The organism is Cellulomonas denverensis, from assembly GCF_012396125.1.
Taxonomy (GTDB): Bacteria; Actinomycetota; Actinomycetes; order Actinomycetales; family Cellulomonadaceae; genus Cellulomonas; species Cellulomonas denverensis.
Genome location: NZ_JAAXOX010000001.1, coordinates 1 through 24640, shown reverse-complemented (window position 1 = coordinate 24640; position 24640 = coordinate 1). Strand labels below are relative to the sequence as shown.

Sequence of the window (24640 nt, the reverse complement as noted above, 5' to 3'; positions counted from 1 at the left end):
GGAAGGGACCTCCGGGAGGCCCGGCGGCAGACCAAGTCTGACTGGTGCTCGGGTGGTGTCAACGTGGCGAATGGCCGACTCGGGTGTCCGGACGGCCCGGTCGAGGGGCCGCAGGCCCGTGGTTGGGTGCCACGGCGGCTGCGACCGTGGACCGGGCCGTGGGCGGGATCACACCCGGGGCCCGCCTGCCACTAGGGTGAACGGCATGACGTGGCTGACGACGCCCGCGCATCATCGCTGGCTGGAGTCCGAGACCGACCGGTTGCTCGCCTTCGGGCATGCCGCCGCCGACCCCGCCGGAGGTTTCACCCGGCTCGACGACGACGGGCACCCGGTCGACGGGCCGTGGGAACTGTGGATCACCTGCCGGATGACCCACGTCTACGCCCTCGGCGCCCTGCTCGGCCGGCCGGGCTGTGCGCCGCTGGCCGACCACGGGCTGCGCGCGATCACCGGCGTGTTCCAGGACTCCGAGCACGGCGGCTGGTTCACCGAGGCCGGGCCGCAGGGCGCGGTGGACGACACCAAGGGGGCCTACCCGCACGCCTTCGTGGTGCTGGCCGCCGCCTCGGCCACCGCCGCCGGCCGGCCGGGCGCCGCCGATCTGCTGCGCCGGGCGCTGGAGGTCTCCGAGCAGCGGTTCTGGGACGAGGAAGCCGGGATGGTGGTGGAGTCCTGGGACCGGGGCTTCGGCACGCTGGACCCGTACCGCGGCGTGAACGCGACCATGCACACCGTCGAGGCGTACCTGACCGCCGCCGACGTCACCGGCGAGCGGATCTGGCTGGACCGCGCGGTGCGGATGATCACCCGGGTGGTGCACGGCTTCGCCCGGGGCAACGACTGGCGGATCCCCGAGCACTTCGACTCCGGGTGGAACGCCGACCTGGAGTACAACGCCGACAGCCCCGCCCACCCGTTCCGCCCCTACGGCGCCACGATCGGGCACTGGCTGGAGTGGGGCCGGCTCACCCTGCACGCCCGGGCCGCGATCACCGCCGCCGGTGACGTCGCCCCGGCCTGGATGCTGGACGACGCGATCGCCCTGTTCGACGCCGCGGTGCGCGAAGGCTGGGCGGTGGACGGCGCACCGGGCTTCGTCTACACCGTCGACTGGTCCGGCCGGCCGGTGGTCCGCGAGCGGATGCACTGGGTGGTCGCCGAGGGCATCGCGGTCGCCGCCGCCCTGCACGCCGCCACCGGTGACGAGCGCTTCGACCACTGGTACGCCACCTGGTGGGACTACGCCGAGGAGTTCCTGATCGACCGCGACGGCGGGTCCTGGTGGCACGAGCTGGGCACCGACAACCGGCTGTCCCGGACGGTCTGGGCGGGCAAGGCGGACCTCTACCACGCGGTGCAGGCCACCCTGATCCCGCGGCTGCCGCTTACCCCGGTGCTCGCCCCGGCCCTCGCCCGGGGGCTGCTGGACTGAGCCCGGCGGGCCGCCCGGTCGCCGCGGCCCTACAGTCCTGCCCGTGCTGAGCGTGCTGCGTCGGGTCCCGTGGTGGGCGGTGGGTGCCGTCGTCGCGACGGTGGCGGTGGTCACCGGGGCGCTGCCCGCGCCCGAGGCCCGGGAGCTGGCGGGCCGGGTGCTGCCGGTGCTGGGCTTCGTGGCGGCGCTGACCGTGGTGGCCGAGTGCTGCGCGGTGGCCGGGGTGTTCGACGCGGCGACCGACGGGGCGGCCCGGCTGGCACGGGGCCGGCGCTGGGCGCTGTGGCTGCTGCTGGTGCTGGTGGCGATCGCCTCGACCGTGGTGCTGTCACTGGACACGACGGCGGTGCTGCTCACCCCACTGGCGATCCGGGCCGGGCGCCGGGTGGGCGGTGGCGACGACCGGACCGCGGTGTTCTACGCCCTGACCGTGGTGGCGCTGGCCAACACCGCGTCGCTGCTGCTGCCGGTGTCGAACCTGACCAACCTGCTGGCCGACCACCGGTTCGCGACGGCCGGGGTGGGCTACGTCGGCGTGATGTGGCGGCCCGCGCTGGTGGCGATCGCGGTGACGGTGGCGGTGCTGGCGGTGCGGGGGCGGCATCGGCTGACCGGCGCCTTCGAGCCGGGGGAGCGGTACCGGCCGCCGGACCGCACGCTGTTGGTGGCGACCGCGGCGGTGGTCGGGGCGATGGCGGTCGGCTTCGTCAGCGGGGCGCCGGTGTGGCTGGTCGCCGGGGTGGCGGCGGTGCTGCTGCTCGGGCTGGGCGGCTGGCGGCGTGGCCGCTGGCCGGCACCGGTGGGGCAGTTGGTGCCGTGGCGGATGCTGCTGGTGGTCGGCGCGCTGTTCGTGCTGGTGGAGACGGCGCAGGTACGCGGGCTGGGCGACTGGGTGGCGGGGTTGGCCCCGGCGGGCACCTCGACCGGGCCGCTGCTGGCACTGGCCGGGCTGGCCACCGGGGCGGCGAACCTGCTGAACAACCTGCCGGGCTACCTGGTGGTGGAGCCGGCGGCCGGCGGCGACCCGACCCGGTTGGCGGCGGTGCTGATCGGGGTGGGCGCGGGGCCGCTGCTGACCCCGTGGGCCTCGCTGGCGACGGTGCTCTGGCTGGAACGATGCCGCCGGATGCTGACCCATGTGCCGGTGCGCGGTCTGCTGGTGCAAGGGCTGTGGCTGGCGCCGCTGTGCGTGCTGGCCGGGGTGCTGGCGCTCGGCTGACGGTCAGCCCTGCTTGGGCCGGGCGCGCACGTGCATCCGCTCGCCCTGCGGGCCGTAGAGGGCGAGCACCTCGGTGGGCCGGTCCTGGGCGTTGCCGATCCAGTGCGGGGTGCGGGTGTCGAACTCGGCGACCTCGCCGGGGCCGAGCACCAGGTCGTGGTCGCCGAGCCGGAGCCGGAGCGCGCCGGACAGCACGTACAACCACTCGTAGCCCTCGTGCACCCGCAGGTCGGCGGCCGGCGCGTCCGGGTCGGCGGGCGGCAGGATCTGTTTGTACGCCTGCAGTCCGCCGGGCCTGCGGGTCAGGGGCAGGTAGGTCACCCCGTGCCGGACGGTGGGCCGGGGGTGCACCCGCGGGTCGGCGGTCGAGGCGTCCGGGACCAGATCGTCCAGCGGCACCTGGTGCGCACGGGCCAGCGGTAGCAGCAGCTCCAGGGTGGGCCGCCGCCGCCCGGACTCCAGCCGGGACAGCGTGCTGACCGAGATGCCGGTGGTGGCGGACAGGTCGGCGAGGGTCGCACCGGCCGCCTGGCGCAACTCCCGCAGCCGGGGACCGACCCCGTCCAGCACCACGGCGTCGTCGCCGGGTGGCGGGGTGTCCTCGAAGACCGGCGGTCCGGGGCGGCGGGAGCTCATCGGACCAGTTTGCTGAACCGGCAACAGGAATTGTCAAGACCGCCGCGTCTGCCGACGCTGGGGACCTGCGGGCCACCGGGCCCGCCCGGAGCGAGGGGTCGACATGGGCGAGGAACGGGTGGACGTGCTGGTGATCGGGGGCGGCGCCGCGGGGCTCAGCGGTGCGCTGACCCTGGGCCGGGCGCGGCGGCGGGTGCTGGTGGTGGATGCGGGCGAGCCGCGCAACGCCCCGGCCGCCCACATGCACGCCTACCTCGGACACGACGGGCTGCCGGCGGCCGAGCTGCTGGCTCGCGGGCGCGCGGAGGTGGCTCGCTACGGGGTGCGGGTCGTCACCGGGCGGGTCGCCGCGATCCGCCGGGAGGGCGCCGACTTCCTGGCCGAGGTCGTCGGACCCGGGACGGCTGGGGATGCGGCGGTGGGGACCAGGCCTGCCGGGGATGCCGCGACCGGGGCCGGACCCGGCGTCGGGCCGGTGCTGGTCCGGGCCCGCCGGGTGCTGGTCGCCACCGGACTGGTGGACGAACTGCCCGAGGTCGACGGCCTGCGAGCCCGCTGGGGGCGCGACGTGGTGCACTGCCCGTACTGCCACGGCTGGGAGGTCGCCGATCGGCGGATCGTGCTGCTCGGCTCGGTGCACCAGGCACTGCTATGGCGGAACTGGACCGCGGAGCTGACCCTGGTCGCCGAGGCCCCGTTGCCGGACGAGGACCTGGCGAAGCTCGCCGCCCGGGGGATCGCGGTGCGGCCGGGCCGGGCCGCCGGGCTGCTGGTCGACGACGACGCGATCACCGGGGTGCGGCTGGCCGACGGGACGGTGCTGCCGGCCGAGGTGGTGGCGGTCGGCGCGGCGATGCGGCCCCGGCTGGACGGGTTGGACGGACTGGGCCTGGTCGCCGAGGAGGGACCGTTCCCCGGGTCGGCCTTCCTGCCCACCGGCGACCGCGGGCAGACCGTGGTGCCCGGGGTCCGCGCGGCCGGCAACGTCACGGATCTGAGCGCCCAGGTGCTGGTCGCCGCCGCCCAGGGCCAGGCCGCCGCCGCGATGCTCAACCAGGAGCTGGTCGAGGAGGACACCGACGCGGCGCTGCGGTCCGCCCAGCACGAGCGGTTCGCGGCGGCCACGCACGGGCAGCCGCCCACCGGACGGGAGTTCTGGGAGGAGCGCTACCGGACCGCGCCCCGGATCTGGTCCGGCCGGCCGAACCGGGTGCTGGAGACCGAGGTCGCCGGTCTGGTCCCCGGCACGGCGGTGGACATCGGTGCCGGCGAGGGTGGCGATTCGGTCTGGCTGGCCCGCCAGGGCTGGGACGTCACTGCGGTCGACATCGCGCAGGGGGCGCTGGACCGGGTGGCGGCGCTCGCGGCCGAGCACGGGGTGCGGGTGCGCACCGAGCAGGCGGATGCCGGGCAGTGGGATGCCGCGGGCCGGCGCTACGACCTGGTCACCAGCCACTTCCTGCACCCGGAGCCGGGCGGCCGGGACGCCCTGTTCCGCCGGATGGCTGCCGCGGTCGCACCGGGGGGGACCCTGCTGATCGTGGGCCACCACCCGCACGACAAGCACCTACGGGACGGGCTCGGCGCGTTGGACGACTGGTTCGTCACCGCCGAGCAGATCGCCGGGCTGCTGGATCCGGCGCAGTGGGAGATCGAGGTCGCCGAGGCCCGGGCGCGGGTCGAGCGGCACGGCGAGCGGGAGCACGACGTGCAGGACGCGGTGCTGCGGGCCCGGCGGCGCTGATCGGCCGCCGGGCCCGCACGGCCCGGTGCAACTCCGGGCTACCTGCCCTGCCCGGTCCCGGCCAGGTCGTCCGACTCCCGCCGCACCTGCTGCGGGAGGTCGGTGCCCTCGGCCGGGATCGGCTCGACGGCGTCGTCCGGCCCGCCGGAGCGGATCCGCATGCCGTAGAAGGACCGGTGCACGAAGTACGCCGACACCACGAAGAACACCACGGCCAGCACCGTGACCAGCGTGCCGCGGCCCTGGTCGCGCAGCAGGACACCGAGTTCGACCGCCAGCAGCCCGAACAGGGTGGTGAACTTGATCACCGGGTTCAGGGCCACCGAGGAGGTGTCCTTGTACGGGTCGCCGACGGTGTCGCCGACGATCGTGGCGTCGTGCAGTGCGGTGCCCTTGGCCTGCAGGTCGACCTCGACCACCTTCTTGGCGTTGTCCCACGCGCCCCCGGCATTCGCCATGAAGATCGCCTGGTACAGCCCGAAAATGGCGATCGACATCAGGTAGCCGATGAAGAAATACGGCTCGATGAAGGCGAAGGACAGCGTGGCGAAGAAGATCGCCAGGAACATCACCAGCATCCCCTGCTGGGCGTACTGGGTGCAGATGTCCACCACCCGCCGGGAGTCCCGGTCACTGGCCCGGACGGCGTCGTCGTCGAGGGTGATCGACGTCCGGATGAACTCCACCGCCCGGTAGGCGCCGGTGGTGACCGCCTGGATCGAGGCGCCGGTGAACCAGTAGATGACCGCACCACCGGCAACCAGGCCGAGCAGGAACGGCGGGTGCAGCAGCGACAGGTTCTCCAGCCCGGTGGTCAGGCCGTTGGTCAGGCCGACGATGATCGAGAAGATCATCGTGGTGGCGCCGACCACCGCGGTGCCGATCAGCACCGGCTTGGCGGTCGCCTTGAAGGTGTTGCCGGCCCCGTCGTTCTCCTCCAGCATCCGCTTGGCGGTGTCCCACTGCGGGGTGAAGCCGTGCTCGGCCTCGATCTGCTCGGTCGCGCCGGGCTCCTCCTCGATCAGGGACAGCTCGTACACGCTCTGGGCGTTGTCGGTCACCGGGCCGTAGGAGTCCACCGCGATGGTGACCGGGCCCATGCCGAGGAACCCGAAGGCGACCAGGCCGAAGGCGAACACCGCCGGGGCGATCATCACCGCGTCCATGCCCTGCTCGCTGATCAGGTACCCGGCGCCCATCAGGCCGATGATCGCCGCGCCCAGCCAGTAGGCGGAGAAGTTGCCCGCGACCAGGCCGGACAGGATGTTCAGCGACGGTCCGCCCTCGCGGGAGCTGGTCACCACCTCCCGCACGTGCTTGGACGAGGTGGAGGTGAACACCTTGACCAGCTCCGGGATCAGCGCCCCGGCCAGCGTGCCGCAGGAGACGATCGTGGCGGCCTTCCACCACAGCCCGGAGGCGTCGCCGCCCAGGTCGCCGAGCATGGCCCAGGTGACCAGGAAGGTCAGGGCGATCGACACCACCGAGGTGACCCAGACCAGGGTGCTGAGCGGCTTCTCGAAGTCGAGGGCGCGGTCGTCGGAGTAACGCCGCCGGGTCCACCAGTCGTTCAGGGCGTAGGACAGCCCGGAGGCGACCACCATCACCGCGCGGATCACGAACAGCCAGACCAGCAGGGTCGCCTGCAGCGCCGGGTCGGGCACCGCGAGCAGCACGAAGGTGACCAGCGCGACGCCGGTGACGCCGTAGGTCTCGAAGCCGTCCGCGGACGGGCCGACCGAGTCGCCGGCGTTGTCCCCGGTGCAGTCGGCGATCACGCCGGGGTTGCGGGCGTCGTCCTCCTTGATCTTGAACACGATCTTCATCAGGTCGGCGCCGATGTCCGCGATCTTGGTGAAGATGCCGCCGGCGATCCGCAGTGCCGAGGCGCCCAGCGACTCACCGACCGCGAAGCCGATGAAGCAGGCGCCGGCCACGTCCCGGGGCAGGAACAGCAGGATGACCAGCATCATCAGCAGTTCGACGCTGATCAGCACCATGCCGATGCCCATCCCGGAGCGCAGCGGGATCCGGTGCACCGCCAGCGGCCGGCCGCGCAGGGCGGCGAAGGCGGTCCGGGAGTTGGCGAAGGTGTTCACCCGGATGCCGAACCAGGCGATCGCGTAGGACCCGGCCATGCCGAGCAGCGAGAACGCGATGATGGTGAGCGTCCGGCCCCAGCCGAAGCCGACCAGCACCCGGTAGTAGACCAGGATCACCGCGGCGATGAAGATCCACAGCACCATCAGGAACCGGCCCTGGCGCACCAGGTAGGTCCGGCAGGTGGAGTAGATCAGCTCGGAGACCTCGCGCATCGAGGCGTGCACCGGCAACTGCTTGAGCCGCACCGACGTGACCAGGCCGAAGGCCAGCCCGCCGACACAGACCAGCAGGCCGATCATCAGCAGCAGCCGGCCGCTGACGCCCATCACCTGCACCGAGCCGAGGTCCGGCAGCGCGAGGCTGGCCTCGCCGCCGTGTGCGGAGCCCTCGCCGGTGCTCGCGCCCGCGCTGCCGCAGCCGGCCAGGAAGAGCAGCGGAATCGCGGCGAGAACCGCACGCGGTGATCGTCGCGCCGGTGGGGCGCCGGACGACTGCGAAGAAAATGTCGGATGGTCGGACAGGTGTCTACCCACGATGCACTTCCGGTTGAGAGCGTCATTGCTGTTCCACCACGACGCTAGGACCTGCCGAAGTCGTCCGGATGTGACGTTCGGCCCGGCCCGTCCGAGTGACCCGTTCCGCTGTCGGCCCGGCCGGGTGGTGCCATCCTGGCGGGTATGAGCGACGATCTGACCCGCCTGGTGGCGGAGGTGGCACAGCAGGAGCGTGAGCTGCGGTTCGCGACCTTCAGCAATGACGACGCGTGGGAGCTGGGCACCCTGCTGGTGGAACTCGCGATGGAGCGCGACCTGGCGGTGACCGTCGATATCCGGCGTGGCCGCCAGCAGCTGTTCCACGCCGCCCGGCCCGGCACCAGCCCGGACAACGACAGCTGGATCGAGCGCAAGGCCCGGGTGGTGGAGCGCTTCGGCACCTCGTCGTACCTGCAGGGCCTGCGGCACCGGGCGGCCGGGACGACCTTCGCGGACAAGCAGCAGTTGTCGGTGCAGCGCTACGCCGCGCACGGCGGGGCGTTCCCGGTGCACGTCGAGGGGGTCGGGATCGTCGGGGTGGTGACCGTCTCCGGGCTGGCGCAGGCCGACGACCATGCGCTGGTGGTCGAGGCGGTGCGGCGGTTCCTGGACGGGTGAGCTGACGGGTGAGCCGCCGGGTGAGCTGACGGCTGAGATGCGGACCGGCCCGGCCCGGCGCACAGTCGGAGGAACGCCGAAGGAGGTCCACCATGCCGGAACGTGATCCCGGTCCCAGCGTCAAGGACAAGGAGCTGTACGAGGAGCTCCGGGACGAGGGCAACAGCAAGGAGAAGTCCGCGCGGATCGCCAATGCCGCCGCCGCCCGGGGCCGCAGCAGCGTGGGCAGGAAGGGCGGCGAGTCGGGGTCCTACGACGACTGGACGGTCGACGACCTGCGCAAGCGTGCCGCCGAACTCGACATCGACGGCCGGTCCAGCATGACCAAGGACCAGCTGATCGACGCCCTGCGGTCGCACTGACCACGACCACGGCCCGGCCCCGCGGATGTCGTCGCGGGGCCGGGCCGTGGCGTGTCAGGACGGGTCAGTGGTCCTCGTGCTCGTCGTGGTCGTGGTCGTCGTGCTCGTCGGCGTGGTCCTCGTGCTCGTCCGCGTGCTCGTCGTGCGCCTCGTGGCTCGCGGCCTCGCCGGTGGCCACGGTCAGCTCGTTCGGGGTGACCGTGAGGTCGGCGGTGTTCCAGACCTCGCCGGTCAGGACGTCCACCGCCAGCAGCCGGTCGTGCGCCGGGTCGGCGATGTAGGCGGTGCCCTCGTGCACCTGGATCGCCGGGCGCGGCTGCTGCCAGTCCTCCGGCTCCTCCCAGGCGTCCAGCACCGGCATCGAGCGGACCAGGGTGCCGGTCTCCGGGTCGATCACGTGCAGGTTGCCGTCGGTGCCGAGCACCAGAGCCTCCCCGTCATCGCCGCGCGCCAGCGACCGGAAGGTGTAGGAGGACGGCAGGTCCACCAGGGTCAGCTCGGCGGTCCGGGTGTCGATCAGGCTGACCCGGGTCGGGCGCTCCAGGTCGGCGTCCGGGTCGGACTTGTAGTCGCCGAGCACGATCGGGGAGTCCTCGGAGCCGGCCTGGTTGCCGATCCGGCCGTAGGCGTCCGGAGACGTGACCTTGGTGATCTGGCCGCCGGCGACGATCAGGGCGCCGTCCTCGCAGCCGATCACCACCGTCTCGTCGGCCGCCACCGCCTCGCCGTGCACGCCGGGGCACTGGTCGTCGGCCGCGGTCTGTGCGCCGTCGGCGGCCAGTAGCCGGATGCCGGTGCGGGTGTCCTCGTCGCCCTCTGAGACCACCACGCTGCCGTCGGAGAGTTCCACCGCGACGCCGTGGTGCGCCTGCGGGGTGGTGAACGCGCGGCGCTCGGTGTCCGGGTCGGCGATGTCCGCGGAGTCGACGATCGTGACCTGGCCGGTGCCGTCGTCGAACAACGCGGTGCGGCCCTCGTGCACCACGACGTGGCCCGGCGTCTCAGCGTCGTAGACCAGGTCGGTCAGCCGGGGCTCGGCGACGAAGTAGTGCGCGTGGTCGCCGTGCGCCTGCTCCCAGGTCCCGGCGTCGAGCACCTGGAATCCGCCGGCGGTGGACACCATCACGTGCCGCCCGTCGCCGGCCGGGTTGACCCGGTTGAAGCCGTCCAGCTCCAGGTCGGCGACCGGCTCCAGGGTGGTGGCGTCCAGGACCTGGATCCCGCCGTCGTAGGTCAGCACCAGCCGCGGCTTGAGGCTGGCGGACTCGGCGGAGGTCGCGGCGGGCTCCGGGGTGGTCGAGGCGGCCGGGGTGGCGGCGTCCTCGGACTGACCGCAGGCGGCCAGCAGCAGGGCGGCGGTCAGGCCGGCGCCGAGCGTGGCGAGGGGTCGGGTGCGGGTGTTCATGGTGGCGAGGCGCGGACGGGCCGCGCCGACTCCTTCCGGGGAGGGGGTGACGTGTCGCCGCCGAACCTAACACATAATGAGAATCGTTCTGATTAGCCGTCCAGGGTGGTGAGGTCGGTGCTCCGGCGCCGAGTGCGGGAGCGGCGCTGCCGAGGTCGGAGCAGGGGTGACGCACTCGCGCCGGTGGGGCTACCGGTTGGCGGCGGATGTCCCGTCCACGGCGGCGAGGGCGTAGTACCGGCGGTCGCGGTACACCAGTGGCTCGGCGTCCTCCCGGGTGCCGTGGTCCAGGGCGCGCACGCTGACCAGATAGCTGGTGCCGACCGGCGTGCGCTGCACCACCCGGCCGCGGACCCAGGACTGCGCCCCGTCCAGCACCGGCTCGCCGGTGGGCAGCGTGGACCAGCCACCGGCGGCGAACCGGTCCTCGCCCCGGGCGGCGAACCGGGTGGACAGGTCGGCCTGGTCGTGCGCCAGGAAGCTGACCACCAGGGTGCGGGTCCGGGCCAGCGCGGGCCAGGACGAGGAGCCGGAGTCGATCGAGAACGCCAGCAGCGGCGGTGCGGCGGAGACCGAGATCACCGAGGTGGCGGTGAAGCCGACCGGCCCCCGGTCGCCGAGCAGGGTCACCACCGCGACCCCGGCGGCGTGCCGGCGGAACACCGACTTGTACTGGTCGGGGGTGAGCTGCGGCTCGTCCTGCTCGATCAGGTCGGCCTCCAGGCGGCTCAGGGTGCTCATCGGGTCACCTCCACGGTCACGGCGCGGCGCAGGGCGGGGCCCTCGGTGGACCACCAGGTGTCCAGGTGGTCGTCGAGGTCGGGCAGGGCGCCGGCGGTGACCACCAGCGACCGGGTCGGCAGCACGGCACCGAGCTCGACCAGCACCGGCCGCAGGTGCAGGTCGCCGACCAGGCTGTGACCGGGGTCGCCCGGCACCACCAGCGGCACGGCCACCACCCCGGCCAGGCCGCGCGGTCCGTACAGGTCGAGGAAGGACTTCAGCAGCCCGGTGAAGCTGGCCTTGTGCACCGGGGTGGCGACCACCAGCAGCGCGGCGTCGGCGGCGGTGCGCAGGGCGATGTCGGCCCGCGGGTGGTCGGCGGCGAGCAGTTCCGGGCCGATCACGGCCAGGTCCAGGGCGGTCACCGCGCCGTCCCAGCCGAGTTCACGGGCCAGGTGGGCGGCGGTGGTCTCCGCCGCGGCGGCGGTGCGCGAGCCGGTACGGGGGTTGCCGGTGAGGGCGACGACACGCGGGCCGCCGGTGAGCAGGGTGGTCATGGTTCGGGTCCTCTCAGATCGCCTTGCCGGGGTTGAGCACACCGGCCGGGTCGAGGGCGGCCTTGATCCGGTGCAGGGTGGTGCGGGCCACCGGGTCGAGCTCGTCCGGCAGCCAGTGCCGCTTGAGCGCGCCGATGCCGTGTTCGCCGGTGAGGGTGCCGCCCAGGCGCAGGGCCAGGGCGACGATCGCGTCGACCGTCTCGCGCACCCGCGGGGTGATTTCGCCGTCGTCGGTGAGCACCAGGGGATGGATCACCCCGGCCCCGGCGTGGGCGAAGGTGAACACCCGGACGCCGGTGCGGTCGGCGATGGCCTCGATCCCGGTGATCGCCTCGGCCAGTGCGGCGGGTGGCACCGACACGTCCTCGATCAGCACCCGGCCGTGCCGCTGCACTGCGGGCAGCGCGTCCCGGCGGGTGGCGAGCAGCCGCTCGGCCCGGACCGGGTCGTCGGTGACGTCCACCTCTAGCGCGGTGCCGCGCAGCAGCCCGGCCAGGGCGGTGGCCTCCGCCAGGGCCGGTGCCCCCTCGGTCTGCACCAGCAGGAAGGCACCGCCGCGGTCGGCCAGCGCGGGATCGACGGCGGCCAGGGTGGCGTGGTCGAGCAGTTCCAGAGTGGGCGGCACCGGACCGGCGGCGAGCACCGTGGCGACCGCGTGGGCGGCGGTGGCCACGTCCGGGAACAGCGCGGTCACCGTGGCGGTGGCCACCGGCAGCGGTTGCAGCCGGACGGTCGCCCGGACCACGACGCCGAGCGTGCCCTCGGAGCCGACGAACAGCGAGGTCAGGTCGTAGCCGGTCACGCTGCGGGCGCCGGAGGTGCCGGTGCGCAGCAGGCTGCCGTCGGCCAGCACCACGTCCAGCCCGGCGACCGCCTCCCGGGTGCCGCCGTGCCGGGCGCAGCGCAGCCCGCCGGCGTTGGTGGCGATGGTGCCGCCGATGCTGGCGATCGCCACGCTGCCCGGGTCGGGCACGTAGCGCAGGCCGTGGGCGGCGGCGGCCCGGTCCAGGTCGGCCAGGATCACCCCGGGCTGGACCACCGCGGTGCGGGCGCCCGGGTCCAGGGACTCGATCGCGTCCAGGCCGGACAGATCGAGCACCACCTGGCCGGGGGCCGCGGCGGCGCCACCGGTCAGCCCGGTGCCCGCACCCCGGGGGACCAGCGGCACTCGGTGCGCGGCGGCCCAGCGGACCACCTGCTGCACCTGGTCGACGCTGTCCGGCCGCACCACCGCGTCCGGCAGCCCGTCGGGCGACCAGCCGGAGCGGTCGGACCGGGCCCGCTCCCGGCCCTCGGCGGACCGATCGGTGGGTGCCAGGGCGTCCAGCCCGGCGACCGTGGTGACCGCGGTCATGCCGGCCGCACCAGGTCCGCGCCGGCGCGCAGCCGCTCCAGGAACAGGATCACCGTGGCGGCCACCGAGCGGTGCTGGACGTCGTTGAGCACGTCGTGCAGGCCGTCGGCGACCAGGTGCACCTGCGCGCCGAGCTCCCGCAGGGCGGGCACCGCCTCCTCGGCCGGGCTGATCGGGTCGGCGGCGCCGTGCACGGCCAGCACCGGGACGCCCAGCTCACCGGGGGAGACCCGGACGATCGGCGGGGCGGTGCGCAGGGCCTCGGCGATGCCGCCCCGGGCGCTGCGGGCCAGCACCGCCCGGTGGTTCGGGCAGGCGGTGCGCGCGGCGATCTCGGTCTCCCAGCTGCCACCCCACGCCCGGCCCAGCGGCCCCGGCCGGACCGGCAGGCCGGCCAGCAGCACCGCGTCCGGGCGTGCCCCGGCCAGCACCCGCGGCCCGGGCAGTCCGGGGTCCGCGAGCAGGGCGGCGGCGGTGGCCGCGGCGGCCGGGTCGTCGTCGACGGCGATCACCCGGTAGGCGTCGGCGGCGATCCGGCTGCCGAAGCGCTGGTACACCTCCGGGGTCTCACCCCGTCCGGCCAGCAGCACGACGGTGCCGCGGGGCGCCAGGTGCTCGGGCTCGGACCAGGTACGGGTGGCGGCGGTGGTGGCCGGGTCGGTGATGGTCATCGCGGTGCCTCCTCGGCGAGGACGGGATCCGGCTGCCCGAGGGCGGCCGGGCGGGTGGGGTCGGCGGACCAGGCGGACCAGGAGCCGGGGTAGAGCACCGGGTCGAAGCCGGCGACGGTGAGCGCCAGCGCCTGATGGGCCGCAGTGACGCCGGAACCGCAGTACACGCCCACCGGCCGGCCGGGCCGGGCGCCCAGGGCGGTGAACCGGGCGGTCAGCGCGGCGGTGGGGTGGAAGCGGCCACCGGCGTCGACGTTCTGGGCGGTGGGCGCGCTGAGCGCCCCCGGGATGTGGCCGGGCCGTGGGTCGATCGGTTCGACCTCGCCCCGGTAGCGTTCGCCCGCCCGGGCGTCCAGCAGCAGCTCGGCCCGTGCGGCGCCGTCGGCGTCCAGGGTGGGCAGGTGCCCGGCGGACAGCGTGACGTCGCCGGGCTCGGGCTCCGGCTCGGCGGTGGACAGCGGCAGACCCGCCCCGGCCCAGGCGGCCAGCCCGCCGTCCAGCAGCCGGACGTCGGTCAGGCCCGCCCAGCGCAGCAGCCACCAGGCCCGGGCTGCGGACTGGCCGGCGTTGTCGTCGTAGACCACCACCGCCTCGCCGGTGCGCAGCCCCCAGCGGCGGGCCGCGGCCTGCAACGCGCCGAGCTCGGGCAGCGGGTGCCGTCCGCCCGGACCGGGTGGGGCGGCCAGCTCGGTGTCCAGGTCGACGTAGACCGCCCCGGGCAGGTGTCCGGCGCGGTAGGCCGGACGGCCGTCCGGGACCGCCAGGGTCCAGCGCACGTCCAGCAGCCGGACCGGCGTGCCGGTGTGCAGCAGCCGGTCCAGTTCCGGCGGGTCGATCAGGTGCTCAGTGCGGGTCATCGGCGGTCTCCGGTGCGGTGAGGGTGGCGAAGAAGGTCTCCAGGGCGCCCAGGGCGGCCGACTCCAGGTCGACGTCCAGCCCGCGGCGCACGGCCAGGTGGATGGCGGCGACGCCGAGCGGGGGCAGATCGGTGCGTTCGACCAGGCCGTCCGGGGCGGCGCCCGCACTGGGCAGCACGGCCACCCCGATCCCGGCCCGTGCGGCGGCGATCACGCCCTCCAGGCTGGTGGACTCGGCGGCCAGCTCGACCACCCGGCCCGCCTCGCCCAGTTCGGACAGCGCACGGCGGCGCATCCCGCACGGCTCGGAGTAGGCGACCAGCGGCACGGTCCCGCCCAGATCGAGCCCGGGGCGGGCGAACCAGCGCAGCGGCAGGGTGCCCACCGGCCGGCCCGGGGTCTGCGGGCCGAGCGCGAGCAGCACAGCCACGTCGATCGACCCGCGCTCGATCGCCTCGGTCATCTGGGTCGAGCGATCGATGCTGAACTGCACCGGCCGGCCGGGATAGGCGCCGCGCAGCGCGGTGAGCAGCCCGGGCAGCACCTGCTCGGCGGCGGTCTCGGTGGAGCCGACCACCACGGTGCGCCGGCCGGCCGCGTCCAGCCGGGCCAGGGCGTCGTCGTGCACCGCCAGGATCCGGCGGGCCTCGGCCAGCAGCCGCTCCCCGGCCGGGGTGAACCGGGTGCCCCGGCCGTGCCGCTCCACCAGGGTCTGGCGCAGCCCCCGTTCCAGGCTGCGCACGTGCTGGCTGACCGTCGGCTGGCTCAGGTGCAGGGCGACCGCCGCCCGGCCGAAGCCACCGCAGTCCGCGATCGCGACGAAGGACCGCAGCTGCACCAGGTCCAGCGCCCCGGTCACCGGGTCACCCCCTGGGCGGTGCGGCGGCCGGGCACCGCGTCCAGCAGTTCCCGGGTCCGGGCGTGCTCCGGGGAACCGAACACCCGGGCGGTCGGGCCGGACTCGACCAGGATGCCGCGGTGCAGCACCGCCACCCGGTGTGCCACCTGCGCCACCACGGCCAGGTCGTGCGAGACCAGCAGGTAGGACACGCCGAGGTCGCGTTGCAGGTCGGCCAGCAGGTCCAGGATCTGCGCCTGCACCGACACGTCCAGCGCGGAGACCGGCTCGTCCAGCAGCAGCAGTTCCGGCGACAGGGCCAGCGCCCGGGCGATCGCCACCCGCTGGCGCTGCCCGCCGGACAGTTCGGCCGGCAGCCGGGACAGGGCGTCCGAGGGCAGTCCCACCCGGTCCACCAGCTCGGCCGCCCGGGCCAGCCGCGAGCGCCGGTCGCCGATCCGGTAGGACACCAGCGGTTCGGCCACCGACTCGGCCACGGTGAACCGCGGATCCAGCGCGGCGAACGGGTTCTGGTGCACCAGCTGGACCCGGCGGCGCAGCGGTCGCCACTGCCGCCAGCCGGCGCCGGTGACGTCCTGGCCGTCGAGTTCGACCCGGCCGGCGGTGAGGCGTTGCAGGCCGAGCGCGACCCGCAGCGCGGTGGTCTTGCCGGAGCCGGACTCGCCGACCACCGCCAGGGTGCCGCCCCGGGGGACCGCCAGGTCGACGCCGTCCAGCGCCCGCCCGGTGCCGGGGAAGTCCACCGTGGCGCCGGTCAGCCGGAGCACGGTGTCCGCCCCGGGCAGGTCGTCGGTCCGCGGGCGCAGGCCGCGCAGCCCGGGGGCGGCGGCGATCAGCCGACGGGTGTACGGCTCGCTCGGCCGGTCGATCACCGCCGCGGCCGTGCCCTGCTCCACCACCCGGCCGTCCTGCATCACCACCAGCCGGTCGGCCCGGTCGGCGGCCATCGCCAGGTCGTGCGTGATGATCAGCAGGGCGGTGCCGGACTCGCGGACCTGGCCGACCAGGTGGTCGAGGATCCGGCGCTGCACGGTGACGTCCAGGGCGGAGGTCGGCTCGTCGGCCACCACCAATCGCGGGCGCCCGGCCAGTGCCAGGGCGATCAGCACCCGCTGGCGCAGGCCGCCGGACAGTTCGTGCGGGTACTGGCGGGCGCGCAGCTCCGGGTCGTCGACACCGGCCTCTTGCAGCAGCCGGTGCACCTCGGCCCCGGCGGCCCGGCGGGGCACGTCGCGCAGCCGGACCGCCTCGGCGAGCTGGGATCCCACCCGCCGGGTGGGGTCGAGCCCGACCATCGGGTCCTGCGGGACCAGGCCGATCACCCGGCCGCGCAGTCCGCGCCGGACCCGCTCGCCGGCGTGGGTGACGTCCAGGCCGTCGACCTCGATCCGGCCGCCGGTGATCCGCCCGGCCGCGGGCAGCAGTCCGAGCAGCGCCGAGGCGGTGGTGGTCTTGCCGGAGCCGGACTCGCCGACCACCGCCAGCACCTCCCCGGGGGCGATGCCGAGCGAGACGCCGCGGACCGCCGGGGCGTGCCGGCCGTAGGTGACCTGCAGGTCGGTCAGGGCGGCGACGGCGGTCATCGGCCGACCTCCTCGACCGTGCGGGCCAGGTGGTTCAGCGCCAGCACCAGCAGCCCGACGAACAGGCCGGGCAGCAGGCTGAGCCACGGGCTGGTGACCAGGTAGTTGCGCCCGGAGGAGATCAGCGTGCCCCACTCCGCGGCCGGTGGCTGGGCGCCGAAGCCGAGGAAGGACAGGGCGGCCACGGCGATGATCGCGGCACCGAAGTCGAGCACCGCCAGCACCGCCACCGGCCCCCAGGAGTTCGGCAGCACGTGTCGCAGCAGCACCCGGCCCCAGGAGCCGCCACCGGTGCGGGCGGCCTCCACGTAGGGCAGGGTCTTGATCCGGAGCACCTCGGCCCGGGTGGTGCGGGCGAAGCCGGGGATGATCCCGATGCCGACTGCGACCGCCACCGGCACGGTGCCGAAGCCCACCGCGGTGACGATCGCCAGGGCGAGCAGCAGGCCGGGGATGGCGAGCAGCACGTCGACCACCCGCATCACCGCCGCGTCCACCCACCCGCCGACGAACCCGCTCAGCACGCCGAGCCCGAGCCCGCCGACCAGCGCGATGCCGATCGCCAGGGCGGTGGCCTGGATGGTCAGTGCCCCGCCGTGCAGCACCCGGGAGAACAGGTCCCGGCCGAGCTCGTCGGTGCCGAACAGGTGCGCCGCGCTGGGCGGCAGCAGCTTGTCGGCCGGGGCGGTGGCGTACGGGTCGGCGGAGGTGAACCAGCCCGGGGCCAGGGCGGACAGGATCACGAAGCCGGTGAAGGCGAGCGCGATCAGGAAGCCGGGTCGTCGCAGCAGGGCCCGGGCGGTGGCGCGGCGGCGGGCTGCCCGGCCGGAGACGGTCCGGGCGGGGGTGGCCGTGGCGGGAGCGGTGACTAGCCGGGGCTGGGTGAGTGTCGTCATCGTGACCTCGCGATCCGGGGGTCGAGCAACGGGTAGAGCAGGTCGACCAGCAGGTTCACCAGCACGAAGGCGGCGGCGGCCAGCACCACCACGGCCTGCACCACCGGCACGTCCTGGTTGAGCACCGACTCCTGGGCCAGGGTGCCGACGCCCTGCCGGGCGAAGACCGTCTCGGTGACGATCGCGCCGGTCACGGTGCCGCCGACCAGCAGGCCGAGGATGGTCAGGGTCGGCAGGGCGGCATTGCGCAGGGCGTGCCGGCCGATCACCGCGGCCCGGGACAGCCCGGTGGCGGTGGCGGTGGTGATGTACGGCTCGGCGAGCGTGTCGGTCAGGCTGCGGGTGAGCACCTGGGCGAAGGCAGCGCCGGTCGGGATCGCCATCGTGATCGCGGGCAGGATCAACGCCTGCGGCCCGGCCTGCCCGGTGGACGGCAACCAGCCGAGGCTGAAGGCGAACACCTGGATCAGCAGCAGACCGATCCAGAACGACGGGAAGGCCACCCCGGCGGACGGCAGCCGGGTCAGCAGCAGCCGCAGCGGGGACCACCGGACGTAGGCGGCGAGCCAGGCGACCAGCACCCCGCCGCCGAGCGCCAGCACGATCGCCAAGCCGGACAGCTGCAGGGTGCCGGGCAGCCGCTCGGCGATCAGCTGGGTGACCGGGACGCCCTTGGTGGTGGAGGTGCCCAGGTCGCCGTGCAGGGCGCCGGTCAGCATCTGCCAGTACTGGGCCAGGACGGGCTGGTCCAGTCCGTAGCGGGCCTGGGCGGCGGCGAGCTCGGCCGGGGACAGCGAGTCCAGCTCCACGTTGTTGGCGGACAGCACCAGGGCCAGCGGGTCGCTGGGCAGCAGCCAGAGGATGACGAAGGTGACCGTGTAGGCCGCCCACAGCACCCCGGCCGCCTGCAACACCCGGCCCGCGACGTACACCCAGGTCCCGGACGGCCGGCGCAGCTGCACCCAGGGTGCGGCCGGCACCACCGCGGTCACGGTGTGATCCAGGTGCCGGCGAAGTCACCGAAGGACTCCGAGGTGAACCGGAAGCCGTGCACCGCGGCGGACACCCCGGCGGTCTGCACCCGCTCGAAGGTGGGGAAGGCCAGCGCGTGATCCAGGTAGTAGTCCTGCAGCTCGGCGTAGACCTCGGCGCGGGCGGTGGGGTCCAGGGTGGTGGTGCCACGGTCCAGCAGCCCCTGCACCTCGGTGGTCTGCTCGGCGGTCAGCGCGTTCACCGCCTGGGCCTGCGACCCGGCGTAACGGGCGTCCACGATCCACTGGATCACGCCCGGGTCGGCGCGGGTGTAGTAGGTGCTGATCAGGTCGTAGTCACCGGCGGCCAGCACCTCGGAGCGCTGGGCCTGGGTGATCACGTTCAGCTCCAGGTCGATGCCGACCGCCTTGAGCTGGTCCTGGATGAGCTGGTCGCCGGCGGAGAACTGGGCGATCACCGGGGTGGACAGCGTGAGCTTGCGGCCGTCGGAGTAGCGGTAGCCGTCGTCGCCCAGCGTCCAGCCGGCCTCGTCCAGCAGCTCGGCCGCGCCGTCCGGGTCATAGGCCAGGTCCTCGGAGTGGTCCTGGTAGGCCGGGGTGGTGGTGTCGTAGATGCTGGTCACCGACGGGTACTCGGCGCCGAAGATGGTGGTGGCGTAGCTGTCCCGGTCGATCGACTTCTGCACCGCCAGCCGGACCCGCTCGTCGGACAGGATCTTCCCGTCGGCGAGGTTCGGGTAGTAGTTGTTCGCCGGCCCGGGCAGCGAGCGGCTGACCACGGAGTCACCGGCGGACTGGATCAGCGCGGTGTCGTTCTCGCTGATCGGGTTGCGCGGCCAGGCGATGTCGATCGCGTCCGAGGTGAGCTGCCCCACCCGCACGCTGTCCTCCGCGACATAGGTGAAGGTGATGCCGTCCAGGTACGCCTCGCCGGTGTTCTCCCGCAGCTCCGAGCCCCAGTCGTAGCCCTCGCGCTTGGTCAGCACGGTCTTCTCGCCCGGGGAGTACTCGTCCAGCACGAACGGGCCGGAGCCGACCACGTTCCCGAGGCAGCGCTCCTCCGGGGTGGCCTGGTAGCTGGACGCGGCCAGGATCGCCAGGTTCGTGGTGGAGGTGCCCTGCAGGAAGGCCGAGTTCGGCGTGCTGAAGTGCACGATCACGGTGTCGTCGTCCACCACCTCGGTGGAGTCGTAGCCGGCCAGGTACACCGCGCCGTAGGCGGTCGGCAGCTCGGCCAGGGTGGCGGCGCCGGAGTCGAAGGCCAGCTGCACCGACTCGGCGGTGAACGCGGTGCCGTCGGAGAACGTCACGTCGTCGCGCAGGTCGAAGGTGTAGGCCAGGCCGTCGTCGGAGACCTGCCAGTCGGTCGCCAGCCACGGCACCAGCTCCCCGGTCTCCGGGTCCTGGTCGGTCAGCGAGTCGGCGAAGTTCCGGATCACCGTGCGGTGCTCGATCCAGTAGGTCTGGAACGGGTCGACGCAGGCGAAGGCGGCGTTGTCCGGGAAGAACGCGACATCCAGGGTGCCCCCGGAAACCGGGTCGCCGGCGGTGTCGGTCGGGTCGGCGCCGGTCGCGCCCGCCGCCGAGCAGGCGGACAGCAGGGCGAGCAGGGCGACGGCGGGCAGGGCGGTGCGGCTGCGGGTCATCGGGAAGTCCTCAGGGGGTGTCGGTGGAGAGCAGGCGGCGGCCGGTGGCGAGCAGGGCGGCGTCCTCCTGGGGCGGGTGCACCCGCGAGGCGAGGACGTCGCGCAGGTGCCGTTCGAGCGGGTGGTGCCGGGTGAGGGCCGGGTTGCCCAGGGCGGCGACCGTGGTCTGGACGGCTTCGATCGCGTTCCGGGTGGCGAGCACCTTGGCCAGGCCGAACCGGGCGGGCGCCCCCGGATCACCGGCGTCGGCCCGGGCGGCCAGGCCGAGCAGCAGCTCCTCGGCCTGGACCAGCAGCGCCTCGACCTGGCCGGCGGTCTGCTGGATGTGCTCGGTGGTGGCGATCGGGCGGCCCAGCGAGGTCGGCACCCGGTCGCGGGCGAAGCGGTGCAGGAACGCCTGCGCCGCCCGGCCGACCCCCACATAGAGCGCGGGCAGCCCGAGGGCGATCGCCCCGGGGAAGTCCTGGCGGGACAGCCGGGACTGCGGCACCCCGCGGAAGTGGTCGGCCGGCAGGTGCACGTCGGTGTAGTGCACGTCGTGGGTGCTGGTGGCCCGCTGGCCCAGGTGGTCCCAGGTCCGTTCCACCCGGACGCCCGGGTGGTCGCCGGGCACGATGGCGTGGGCCAGCTCCGGTTCGCCGGACGGACCGTCGTGGTGCACCGCCCAGACCAGGTGGTAGGCCAGTCCTTCGGAGCCGGTGGCGAAGCCCTTGTGCCCGTTCAGCACCCAGCCGTCGCCGTCGCGGCGCACCGTGGTGGCCGGCAGTCCGCCGCGGGCCGGGGCGCCCCACTCGGGCTCGGCCCGCACCGCGTTCAGCAGCACCGGTGCGTCGGCGGAGCGGTCCACCACCTGCCGGTACAGCTCCTCCGGCCACCACGGGTTGCGGTCCTGCGCCACGTGCTGGCCCAGGGTCATCGCCACGATCAGCGCCACCGCCGGGTCGCCCGCCCCCAGCGCGGTCAGCACCCGCACCGCGTCGACGGCGGTCAGCCCGGGTCCGCCGTAGCGGGGGCCGATGCCCAGGCCGAGCAGCCCGGCGTCATGCACGGTGTGGATGCCGGCCCAGGGGAACTCGGCGGTGCGGTCGTGCTGCTCGGCGGTGACGGCCAGGGCGGCGGTCACCCGGGCCAGTGCCGCGTCGGACAGATCCGGCCGGGCCGGGGCCTGGATCGTCACGCGGTCACCGCCGACAGCTCCTGGTCCAGCGGCGGCTGGGCGACGACCTCGCCGCGCACGCCGGTGGCCTCCCGGTGCGCCAGCTCCTCGCGGACCAGCGGGATCAGGTAGCGGCCGTAGTCGATCGCGTCGTTCAGGTTGTCGTAGCCCCGGATCGAGATCAGGTCCGCGCCGAGGTCGACGTAGTCCAGGATCGCGGCGGCGACCGTCTCGGGGGTGCCGACCAGGGCGGTGGAGGCCCCGCGGGCCCCGGTGGCGCTCGCGGTCGGCGTCCACAGCGCGCGGTCGTGCCGGTCACCACGGGCGGCGATCTCCAGCAGCCGCTGGGAGCCGACGTTCGCCGGGCCGGTGGCGCCGGGGGTCTGCACCCACAGCCCGCCGCGGTGCCCGCTGGGCTGCCCGGCGCCCGGTGCCCCGGACCGGCTCTGCAGGATGGCCAGGATCCGCTCGGCCTTCTCCCAGGCGAGTTCCTCGGTGGGGGCGATGATCGGCCGGAAGGTCACCCAGGTCCGCGGAGTGTCGGTGCGGCCGGCGGCCCGGGCAGCCTCGGCGACCCGGTCGATCTGCTGCCGGGTGTCCTTCAGCGGCTCGCCCCACAGCCCGAAGATGTCGGCCAGCGCGCCGCCCTGGGCGTAGGCCTCGGCGGAGGAGCCGCCCACCGACACCGGGATGGTGCCGTGCACCGGTCGCACCCGGCTGACGAAGTCCTCGAAGGAGTAGTAGGTCCCCGCGTGGTCGAAGGGCTCGGTCTCGGACCAGACCCGGCGCAGGATCCGGATGTACTCCTCCTGGCGGGCGTAGCGCTCGGCCTTGGTCAGCCGGTCGCCCTCCCGGGCCTGCTCGTGGTCGTCGCCGCCGGCGATGAAGTGCACCACCGCCCGGCCGCCGGAGAGCTGGTCCAGGGTGGCCAGCGCCTTGGCGGCGACCGTGGGGTAGATCGTGTTCGGCCGCAGCGCGACGATCGGCCGCAGCCGCTCGGTGACCTGGGTGAAGGCGGCGGAGATGGTGAACGGGTCGTGGCCGGCCGACCCGTAGGGCACCAGCGAGTAGTCGAAGCCGCCCTCCTCCAGGATCCGGGCGTAGCGGCGCAGGTAGTCGACGTCGATGGCGCTGTCGCGGCGGCCGTTGACCTCGTTGGCAGGGTTGACGTTGATGGCGGAGATGAACTCGACGGGCATGGCGGAGCCTTCCGGGAAAAGGGGTGTGCGGAGGCGCCCGGGCACCACCTGCAGCGCAGGACGGGGCCGGGTCGGCAATACGGGGGGTGGGCACGCGGCGGTTCAGGTCCGCGGCGGCCGGACGGTCAGCAGCGACGCGTCAGCGACAACAACAGGCGCACACACATGCGCCGGGCGCCCCGGAGATCGGGGCGACGGGACGACCGGTGACGGCGGGCCGGCTGCTGTGCAGCGCCCGCTGTCCGAGGGGTCGATTCCGCGTCATGCCGGACACGCTAAGCGCGCCATCGCGCAGGCGTCCAACAGTGTTCTGCCATCTGGACCGATCGGCATTCTTGATCGGTGGGACGGAAGCGTCCGTCAGGCGGTCATTCCACCGGTCCGCCGCGGGCGTCCAGCATGTCGTGCAGCACCGTCAGTTCCTTCTCCTGGAAGGTCACGATGCCGTTCGCCAGGTCCACCACCTGGGGCATCCGGGCGTGCGCGGCGGCGTACTCGGCCATCTCCACCCCGCCCTCGTGGTGCGGGATCATCAGCTGCAGGAACAGCCGGTCGGCCTCGGCGCCCTCGGCGGCGGTCAGCCGGGCCAGGTCGGCGCTGGACACCCAGCCGGGCATGTCGGCGTAGGAGCCGGTGGCGGTGGCGTCGTGGGCGTGCTCGCCGTCGGACATCCAGGCCATCGGGGCCGCGCTGCTCGCCGCGGGCAGGCCCCAGGTGGTCAGCCAGCCGGCCATCTGGCCGATCTGGTTCTGCTGGGTGAGCAGGATGTCCAGCGCGACGGTCCGGACCTCCTCGTCGGTGGACCGGTCGCGGACCAGGACGGCCAGTTGCACGGCCTGCGCATGGTGCGCCTGCATGTCGCGGGCGAAGCCGGCGTCCACCGACCCCTCGGCGGGCACGGCCAGCGCGGGTTGCCGGGCCAGCAGGGCGCCGATCAGCGCGCCGACCGCCAGCACGGCCACGAGCAACACGGCGACGACCGGCCGGGGCAGCCCCCGCGGCCGGTCGTCGACGGGTGCCTCGGTCACGCAGGCACGCCCACGCCGTTGGAGCACGGGGCGCCGACCTCGGACAGCTCCGGGTTCAGCAGGTACTTCTGCACGAAGGTGGGCAGCCGCGGGTCGTCGGCGTCGTCCACCTTGAGCTGGTAGCCCCAGGCGCTGATCGCGATCGGGGAGTCCATGTCCTCGTACGGGGTGACCAGCACATAGGACTGGCCCTCGGCCATCGCCTGCAGGGTGGCGACCTGGTCGGCGGGCAGATCGGGGGAGTAGGTGATCCACACCGCGCCGTGCTCCAGGGCGTGCACCGCGTTCTCGTTCGGCACCGGCTCGGTGTAGACGCCACAGTTCAGCCAGGCGGCGTTGTGGTCGCCACCGGCCGGCGGGGTCTGGGCGTAGTCGACCGTGGTGGAGACGTGGTTGAACGTCAGGCCGTCGATCACCTCGACACCCTCGATGTCCCCATCGGCGGCGGCCTCCAGGGCGGCCTGCTCCCGGCCGGCGTCCCAGATCACCGCGATGCTGACCCCGATCAGGCCCAGGACCAGCACGCCGGCGATGGAGCCGAGCAGCCAGGTGCGGCGGGTCTTGGCACGCTGCTGTTCGGCGCGGATGGCGGCCAGGCGGGCCTGGCGCTCGGCCGTCGTGGTGCGGCGGTCGGGCATGACGTCTCCTTGAGTGGGGGACCAACGTCCTAGGAGACTACGCGACAAGTTGACGGTTCAACAGTCCCGTGGGTCTGGGGCTTGCTCTGCTGTCCTGCGCTCCTGTCTCCCGCGCCCCTGTCTCCTTCCCTTGCCTCTTGCCCCTGGCTCTTGCTCCCTGCGCTCCTGCCCCTGCCCCTGCCCCTGCGCCCTGCGCCTTGCCCCTGCGCCCGGCCTCTGCGCCTGGCCCCTGCGCCCGGCCCTTGCGCCTTGCCCCTGCGCCCGGCCCTTGCGTCTTGCCCCTGCGCTGCGGCCCTGTGACTGCGCCGAGAGTGCACGAATGCACGCCTCCCGGCTCAGGAAGCGTGCATTTGCGCACTCTCGGTGAGGAGGGGTGGGGTGGGGCGGGTGTGAGCCCGGATGGTGCGCGGCGGCGCAGACGAGGCG

At 74.2% G+C, this 24640-nt stretch carries 22 protein-coding genes; 5 read left to right on the top strand and 17 right to left on the bottom strand.

All coding sequences use genetic code 11. The annotated features are described in order from the left end of the window. The first annotated feature begins 205 nt into the window (after positions 1-205). Positions 206-1435, top strand: a complete 1230-nt coding sequence (locus HGA03_RS00110; protein ID WP_168628201.1) for an AGE family epimerase/isomerase — start codon at positions 206-208, stop codon at positions 1433-1435. A 43-nt stretch (positions 1436-1478) separates the two neighbouring features. Continuing rightward, positions 1479-2654 (top strand): SLC13 family permease, encoded by a 1176-nt coding sequence (locus tag HGA03_RS00105; protein ID WP_239073630.1) that lies wholly within the window; start codon positions 1479-1481, stop codon positions 2652-2654. A gap of 3 nt (positions 2655-2657) precedes the next feature. Here HGA03_RS00105 and HGA03_RS00100 read toward each other — a convergent pair whose 3' ends face one another. Then, the gene (locus tag HGA03_RS00100) at positions 2658-3290 is read right to left on the bottom strand and encodes a helix-turn-helix domain-containing protein (protein ID WP_168628200.1); all 633 of its coding nucleotides are present in this window, start codon (positions 3288-3290) and stop codon (positions 2658-2660) included. 103 nt (positions 3291-3393) lie between these two features. Between HGA03_RS00100 and HGA03_RS00095 the strand changes: the two genes are divergently transcribed. Beyond that, positions 3394-5034, top strand: a complete 1641-nt coding sequence (locus HGA03_RS00095; protein WP_168628199.1) for a methyltransferase domain-containing protein — start codon at positions 3394-3396, stop codon at positions 5032-5034. Between the two features lie 38 nt (positions 5035-5072). Here the strand turns inward: HGA03_RS00095 and HGA03_RS00090 are convergent, their stop codons facing one another. Continuing rightward, positions 5073-7670 (bottom strand): sodium-translocating pyrophosphatase, encoded by a 2598-nt coding sequence (locus HGA03_RS00090; protein WP_239073629.1) that lies wholly within the window; start codon positions 7668-7670, stop codon positions 5073-5075. 144 nt (positions 7671-7814) lie between these two features. Between HGA03_RS00090 and HGA03_RS00085 the strand changes: the two genes are divergently transcribed. Next, entirely contained in the window at positions 7815-8288 is a 474-nt protein-coding gene (locus tag HGA03_RS00085) for a heme-degrading domain-containing protein (protein WP_168628198.1), read from the top strand. A gap of 92 nt (positions 8289-8380) precedes the next feature. Continuing rightward, positions 8381-8650, top strand: coding sequence for a DUF7218 family protein (locus HGA03_RS00080; RefSeq protein WP_168628197.1), 270 nt, complete (start codon positions 8381-8383; stop codon positions 8648-8650). Positions 8651-8714: 64 nt separating this feature from the next. Here HGA03_RS00080 and aztD read toward each other — a convergent pair whose 3' ends face one another. The 15 genes from aztD to HGA03_RS00005 all read right to left on the bottom strand — a co-directional run bounded on the left by aztD (position 8715) and on the right by HGA03_RS00005 (position 24214). Then, complete coding sequence (gene aztD, locus HGA03_RS00075; RefSeq protein WP_168628196.1) at positions 8715-10055, bottom strand: zinc metallochaperone AztD; 1341 nt, start codon at positions 10053-10055, stop codon at positions 8715-8717. Between the two features lie 189 nt (positions 10056-10244). Next, positions 10245-10796, bottom strand: coding sequence for a flavin reductase family protein (locus HGA03_RS00070; RefSeq protein WP_168628195.1), 552 nt, complete (start codon positions 10794-10796; stop codon positions 10245-10247). Next, the gene (locus HGA03_RS00065) at positions 10793-11335 is read right to left on the bottom strand and encodes an NADPH-dependent FMN reductase (protein WP_168628194.1); all 543 of its coding nucleotides are present in this window, start codon (positions 11333-11335) and stop codon (positions 10793-10795) included. Before HGA03_RS00065 ends, HGA03_RS00070 begins: the two co-directional genes overlap by 4 nt. Before the next feature lie 13 nt (positions 11336-11348). Further along, positions 11349-12689: an FAD-binding oxidoreductase gene (locus HGA03_RS00060; RefSeq protein WP_168628193.1), complete on the bottom strand. Its 1341-nt coding sequence runs from the start codon at positions 12687-12689 to the stop codon at positions 11349-11351. Continuing rightward, complete coding sequence (locus tag HGA03_RS00055; RefSeq protein WP_168628192.1) at positions 12686-13360, bottom strand: alpha/beta fold hydrolase; 675 nt, start codon at positions 13358-13360, stop codon at positions 12686-12688. The genes HGA03_RS00060 and HGA03_RS00055 overlap by 4 nt, the downstream gene beginning before the upstream one ends. After that, positions 13357-14217: a sulfurtransferase gene (locus tag HGA03_RS00050; protein WP_168628191.1), complete on the bottom strand. Its 861-nt coding sequence runs from the start codon at positions 14215-14217 to the stop codon at positions 13357-13359. The genes HGA03_RS00055 and HGA03_RS00050 overlap by 4 nt, the downstream gene beginning before the upstream one ends. Beyond that, positions 14204-15076, bottom strand: coding sequence for a LysR family transcriptional regulator (locus HGA03_RS00045; protein ID WP_168628190.1), 873 nt, complete (start codon positions 15074-15076; stop codon positions 14204-14206). The genes HGA03_RS00050 and HGA03_RS00045 overlap by 14 nt, the downstream gene beginning before the upstream one ends. Continuing rightward, a complete protein-coding gene (locus HGA03_RS00040) occupies positions 15073-16659 on the bottom strand; it encodes a dipeptide ABC transporter ATP-binding protein (protein WP_168628189.1) in 1587 nt (528 codons plus the stop codon). The genes HGA03_RS00045 and HGA03_RS00040 overlap by 4 nt, the downstream gene beginning before the upstream one ends. Further along, entirely contained in the window at positions 16656-17555 is a 900-nt protein-coding gene (locus HGA03_RS00035; RefSeq protein WP_168628188.1) for an ABC transporter permease, read from the bottom strand. The genes HGA03_RS00040 and HGA03_RS00035 overlap by 4 nt, the downstream gene beginning before the upstream one ends. Continuing rightward, positions 17552-18547, bottom strand: a complete 996-nt coding sequence (locus HGA03_RS00030; RefSeq protein WP_239073628.1) for an ABC transporter permease — start codon at positions 18545-18547, stop codon at positions 17552-17554. Before HGA03_RS00030 ends, HGA03_RS00035 begins: the two co-directional genes overlap by 4 nt. Beyond that, positions 18544-20193, bottom strand: coding sequence for an ABC transporter substrate-binding protein (locus HGA03_RS00025; protein ID WP_168628187.1), 1650 nt, complete (start codon positions 20191-20193; stop codon positions 18544-18546). Before HGA03_RS00025 ends, HGA03_RS00030 begins: the two co-directional genes overlap by 4 nt. A gap of 10 nt (positions 20194-20203) precedes the next feature. Then, positions 20204-21370 carry an acyl-CoA dehydrogenase family protein gene (locus HGA03_RS00020; RefSeq protein ID WP_168628186.1) on the bottom strand — a complete coding sequence of 389 codons (1167 nt, stop codon included), beginning with the start codon at positions 21368-21370 and terminating at the stop codon, positions 20204-20206. Further along, the gene (locus HGA03_RS00015) at positions 21367-22548 is read right to left on the bottom strand and encodes an LLM class flavin-dependent oxidoreductase (RefSeq protein ID WP_168628185.1); all 1182 of its coding nucleotides are present in this window, start codon (positions 22546-22548) and stop codon (positions 21367-21369) included. Before HGA03_RS00015 ends, HGA03_RS00020 begins: the two co-directional genes overlap by 4 nt. A gap of 368 nt (positions 22549-22916) precedes the next feature. After that, positions 22917-23576, bottom strand: coding sequence for a DUF305 domain-containing protein (locus HGA03_RS00010; RefSeq protein ID WP_239073627.1), 660 nt, complete (start codon positions 23574-23576; stop codon positions 22917-22919). Further along, complete coding sequence (locus tag HGA03_RS00005; protein ID WP_168628183.1) at positions 23573-24214, bottom strand: thioredoxin-like domain-containing protein; 642 nt, start codon at positions 24212-24214, stop codon at positions 23573-23575. The genes HGA03_RS00010 and HGA03_RS00005 overlap by 4 nt, the downstream gene beginning before the upstream one ends. Between the last annotated feature and the right edge of the window lie 426 nt (positions 24215-24640).

What these genes read in the sequence shown, in the direction of transcription:
- HGA03_RS00110 (WP_168628201.1), top strand. Translation starts at nt 206, where the DNA reads ATGACGTGGCTGACGACGCCCGCGCATCATCGCTGGCTGGAGTCCGAG.
- aztD (WP_168628196.1), bottom strand. Translation starts at nt 10,055, where the DNA reads ATGAACACCCGCACCCGACCCCTCGCCACGCTCGGCGCCGGCCTGACC.
- HGA03_RS00095 (WP_168628199.1), top strand. Translation starts at nt 3,394, where the DNA reads ATGGGCGAGGAACGGGTGGACGTGCTGGTGATCGGGGGCGGCGCCGCG.
- HGA03_RS00070 (WP_168628195.1), bottom strand. Translation starts at nt 10,796, where the DNA reads ATGAGCACCCTGAGCCGCCTGGAGGCCGACCTGATCGAGCAGGACGAG.
- HGA03_RS00065 (WP_168628194.1), bottom strand. Translation starts at nt 11,335, where the DNA reads ATGACCACCCTGCTCACCGGCGGCCCGCGTGTCGTCGCCCTCACCGGC.
- HGA03_RS00085 (WP_168628198.1), top strand. Translation starts at nt 7,815, where the DNA reads ATGAGCGACGATCTGACCCGCCTGGTGGCGGAGGTGGCACAGCAGGAG.
- HGA03_RS00060 (WP_168628193.1), bottom strand. Translation starts at nt 12,689, where the DNA reads ATGACCGCGGTCACCACGGTCGCCGGGCTGGACGCCCTGGCACCCACC.
- HGA03_RS00035 (WP_168628188.1), bottom strand. Translation starts at nt 17,555, where the DNA reads ATGACGACACTCACCCAGCCCCGGCTAGTCACCGCTCCCGCCACGGCC.
- HGA03_RS00025 (WP_168628187.1), bottom strand. Translation starts at nt 20,193, where the DNA reads ATGACCCGCAGCCGCACCGCCCTGCCCGCCGTCGCCCTGCTCGCCCTG.
- HGA03_RS00015 (WP_168628185.1), bottom strand. Translation starts at nt 22,548, where the DNA reads ATGCCCGTCGAGTTCATCTCCGCCATCAACGTCAACCCTGCCAACGAG.
- HGA03_RS00100 (WP_168628200.1), bottom strand. Translation starts at nt 3,290, where the DNA reads ATGAGCTCCCGCCGCCCCGGACCGCCGGTCTTCGAGGACACCCCGCCA.
- HGA03_RS00050 (WP_168628191.1), bottom strand. Translation starts at nt 14,217, where the DNA reads ATGACCCGCACTGAGCACCTGATCGACCCGCCGGAACTGGACCGGCTG.
- HGA03_RS00055 (WP_168628192.1), bottom strand. Translation starts at nt 13,360, where the DNA reads ATGACCATCACCGACCCGGCCACCACCGCCGCCACCCGTACCTGGTCC.
- HGA03_RS00005 (WP_168628183.1), bottom strand. Translation starts at nt 24,214, where the DNA reads ATGCCCGACCGCCGCACCACGACGGCCGAGCGCCAGGCCCGCCTGGCC.
- HGA03_RS00080 (WP_168628197.1), top strand. Translation starts at nt 8,381, where the DNA reads ATGCCGGAACGTGATCCCGGTCCCAGCGTCAAGGACAAGGAGCTGTAC.
- HGA03_RS00040 (WP_168628189.1), bottom strand. Translation starts at nt 16,659, where the DNA reads ATGACCGCCGTCGCCGCCCTGACCGACCTGCAGGTCACCTACGGCCGG.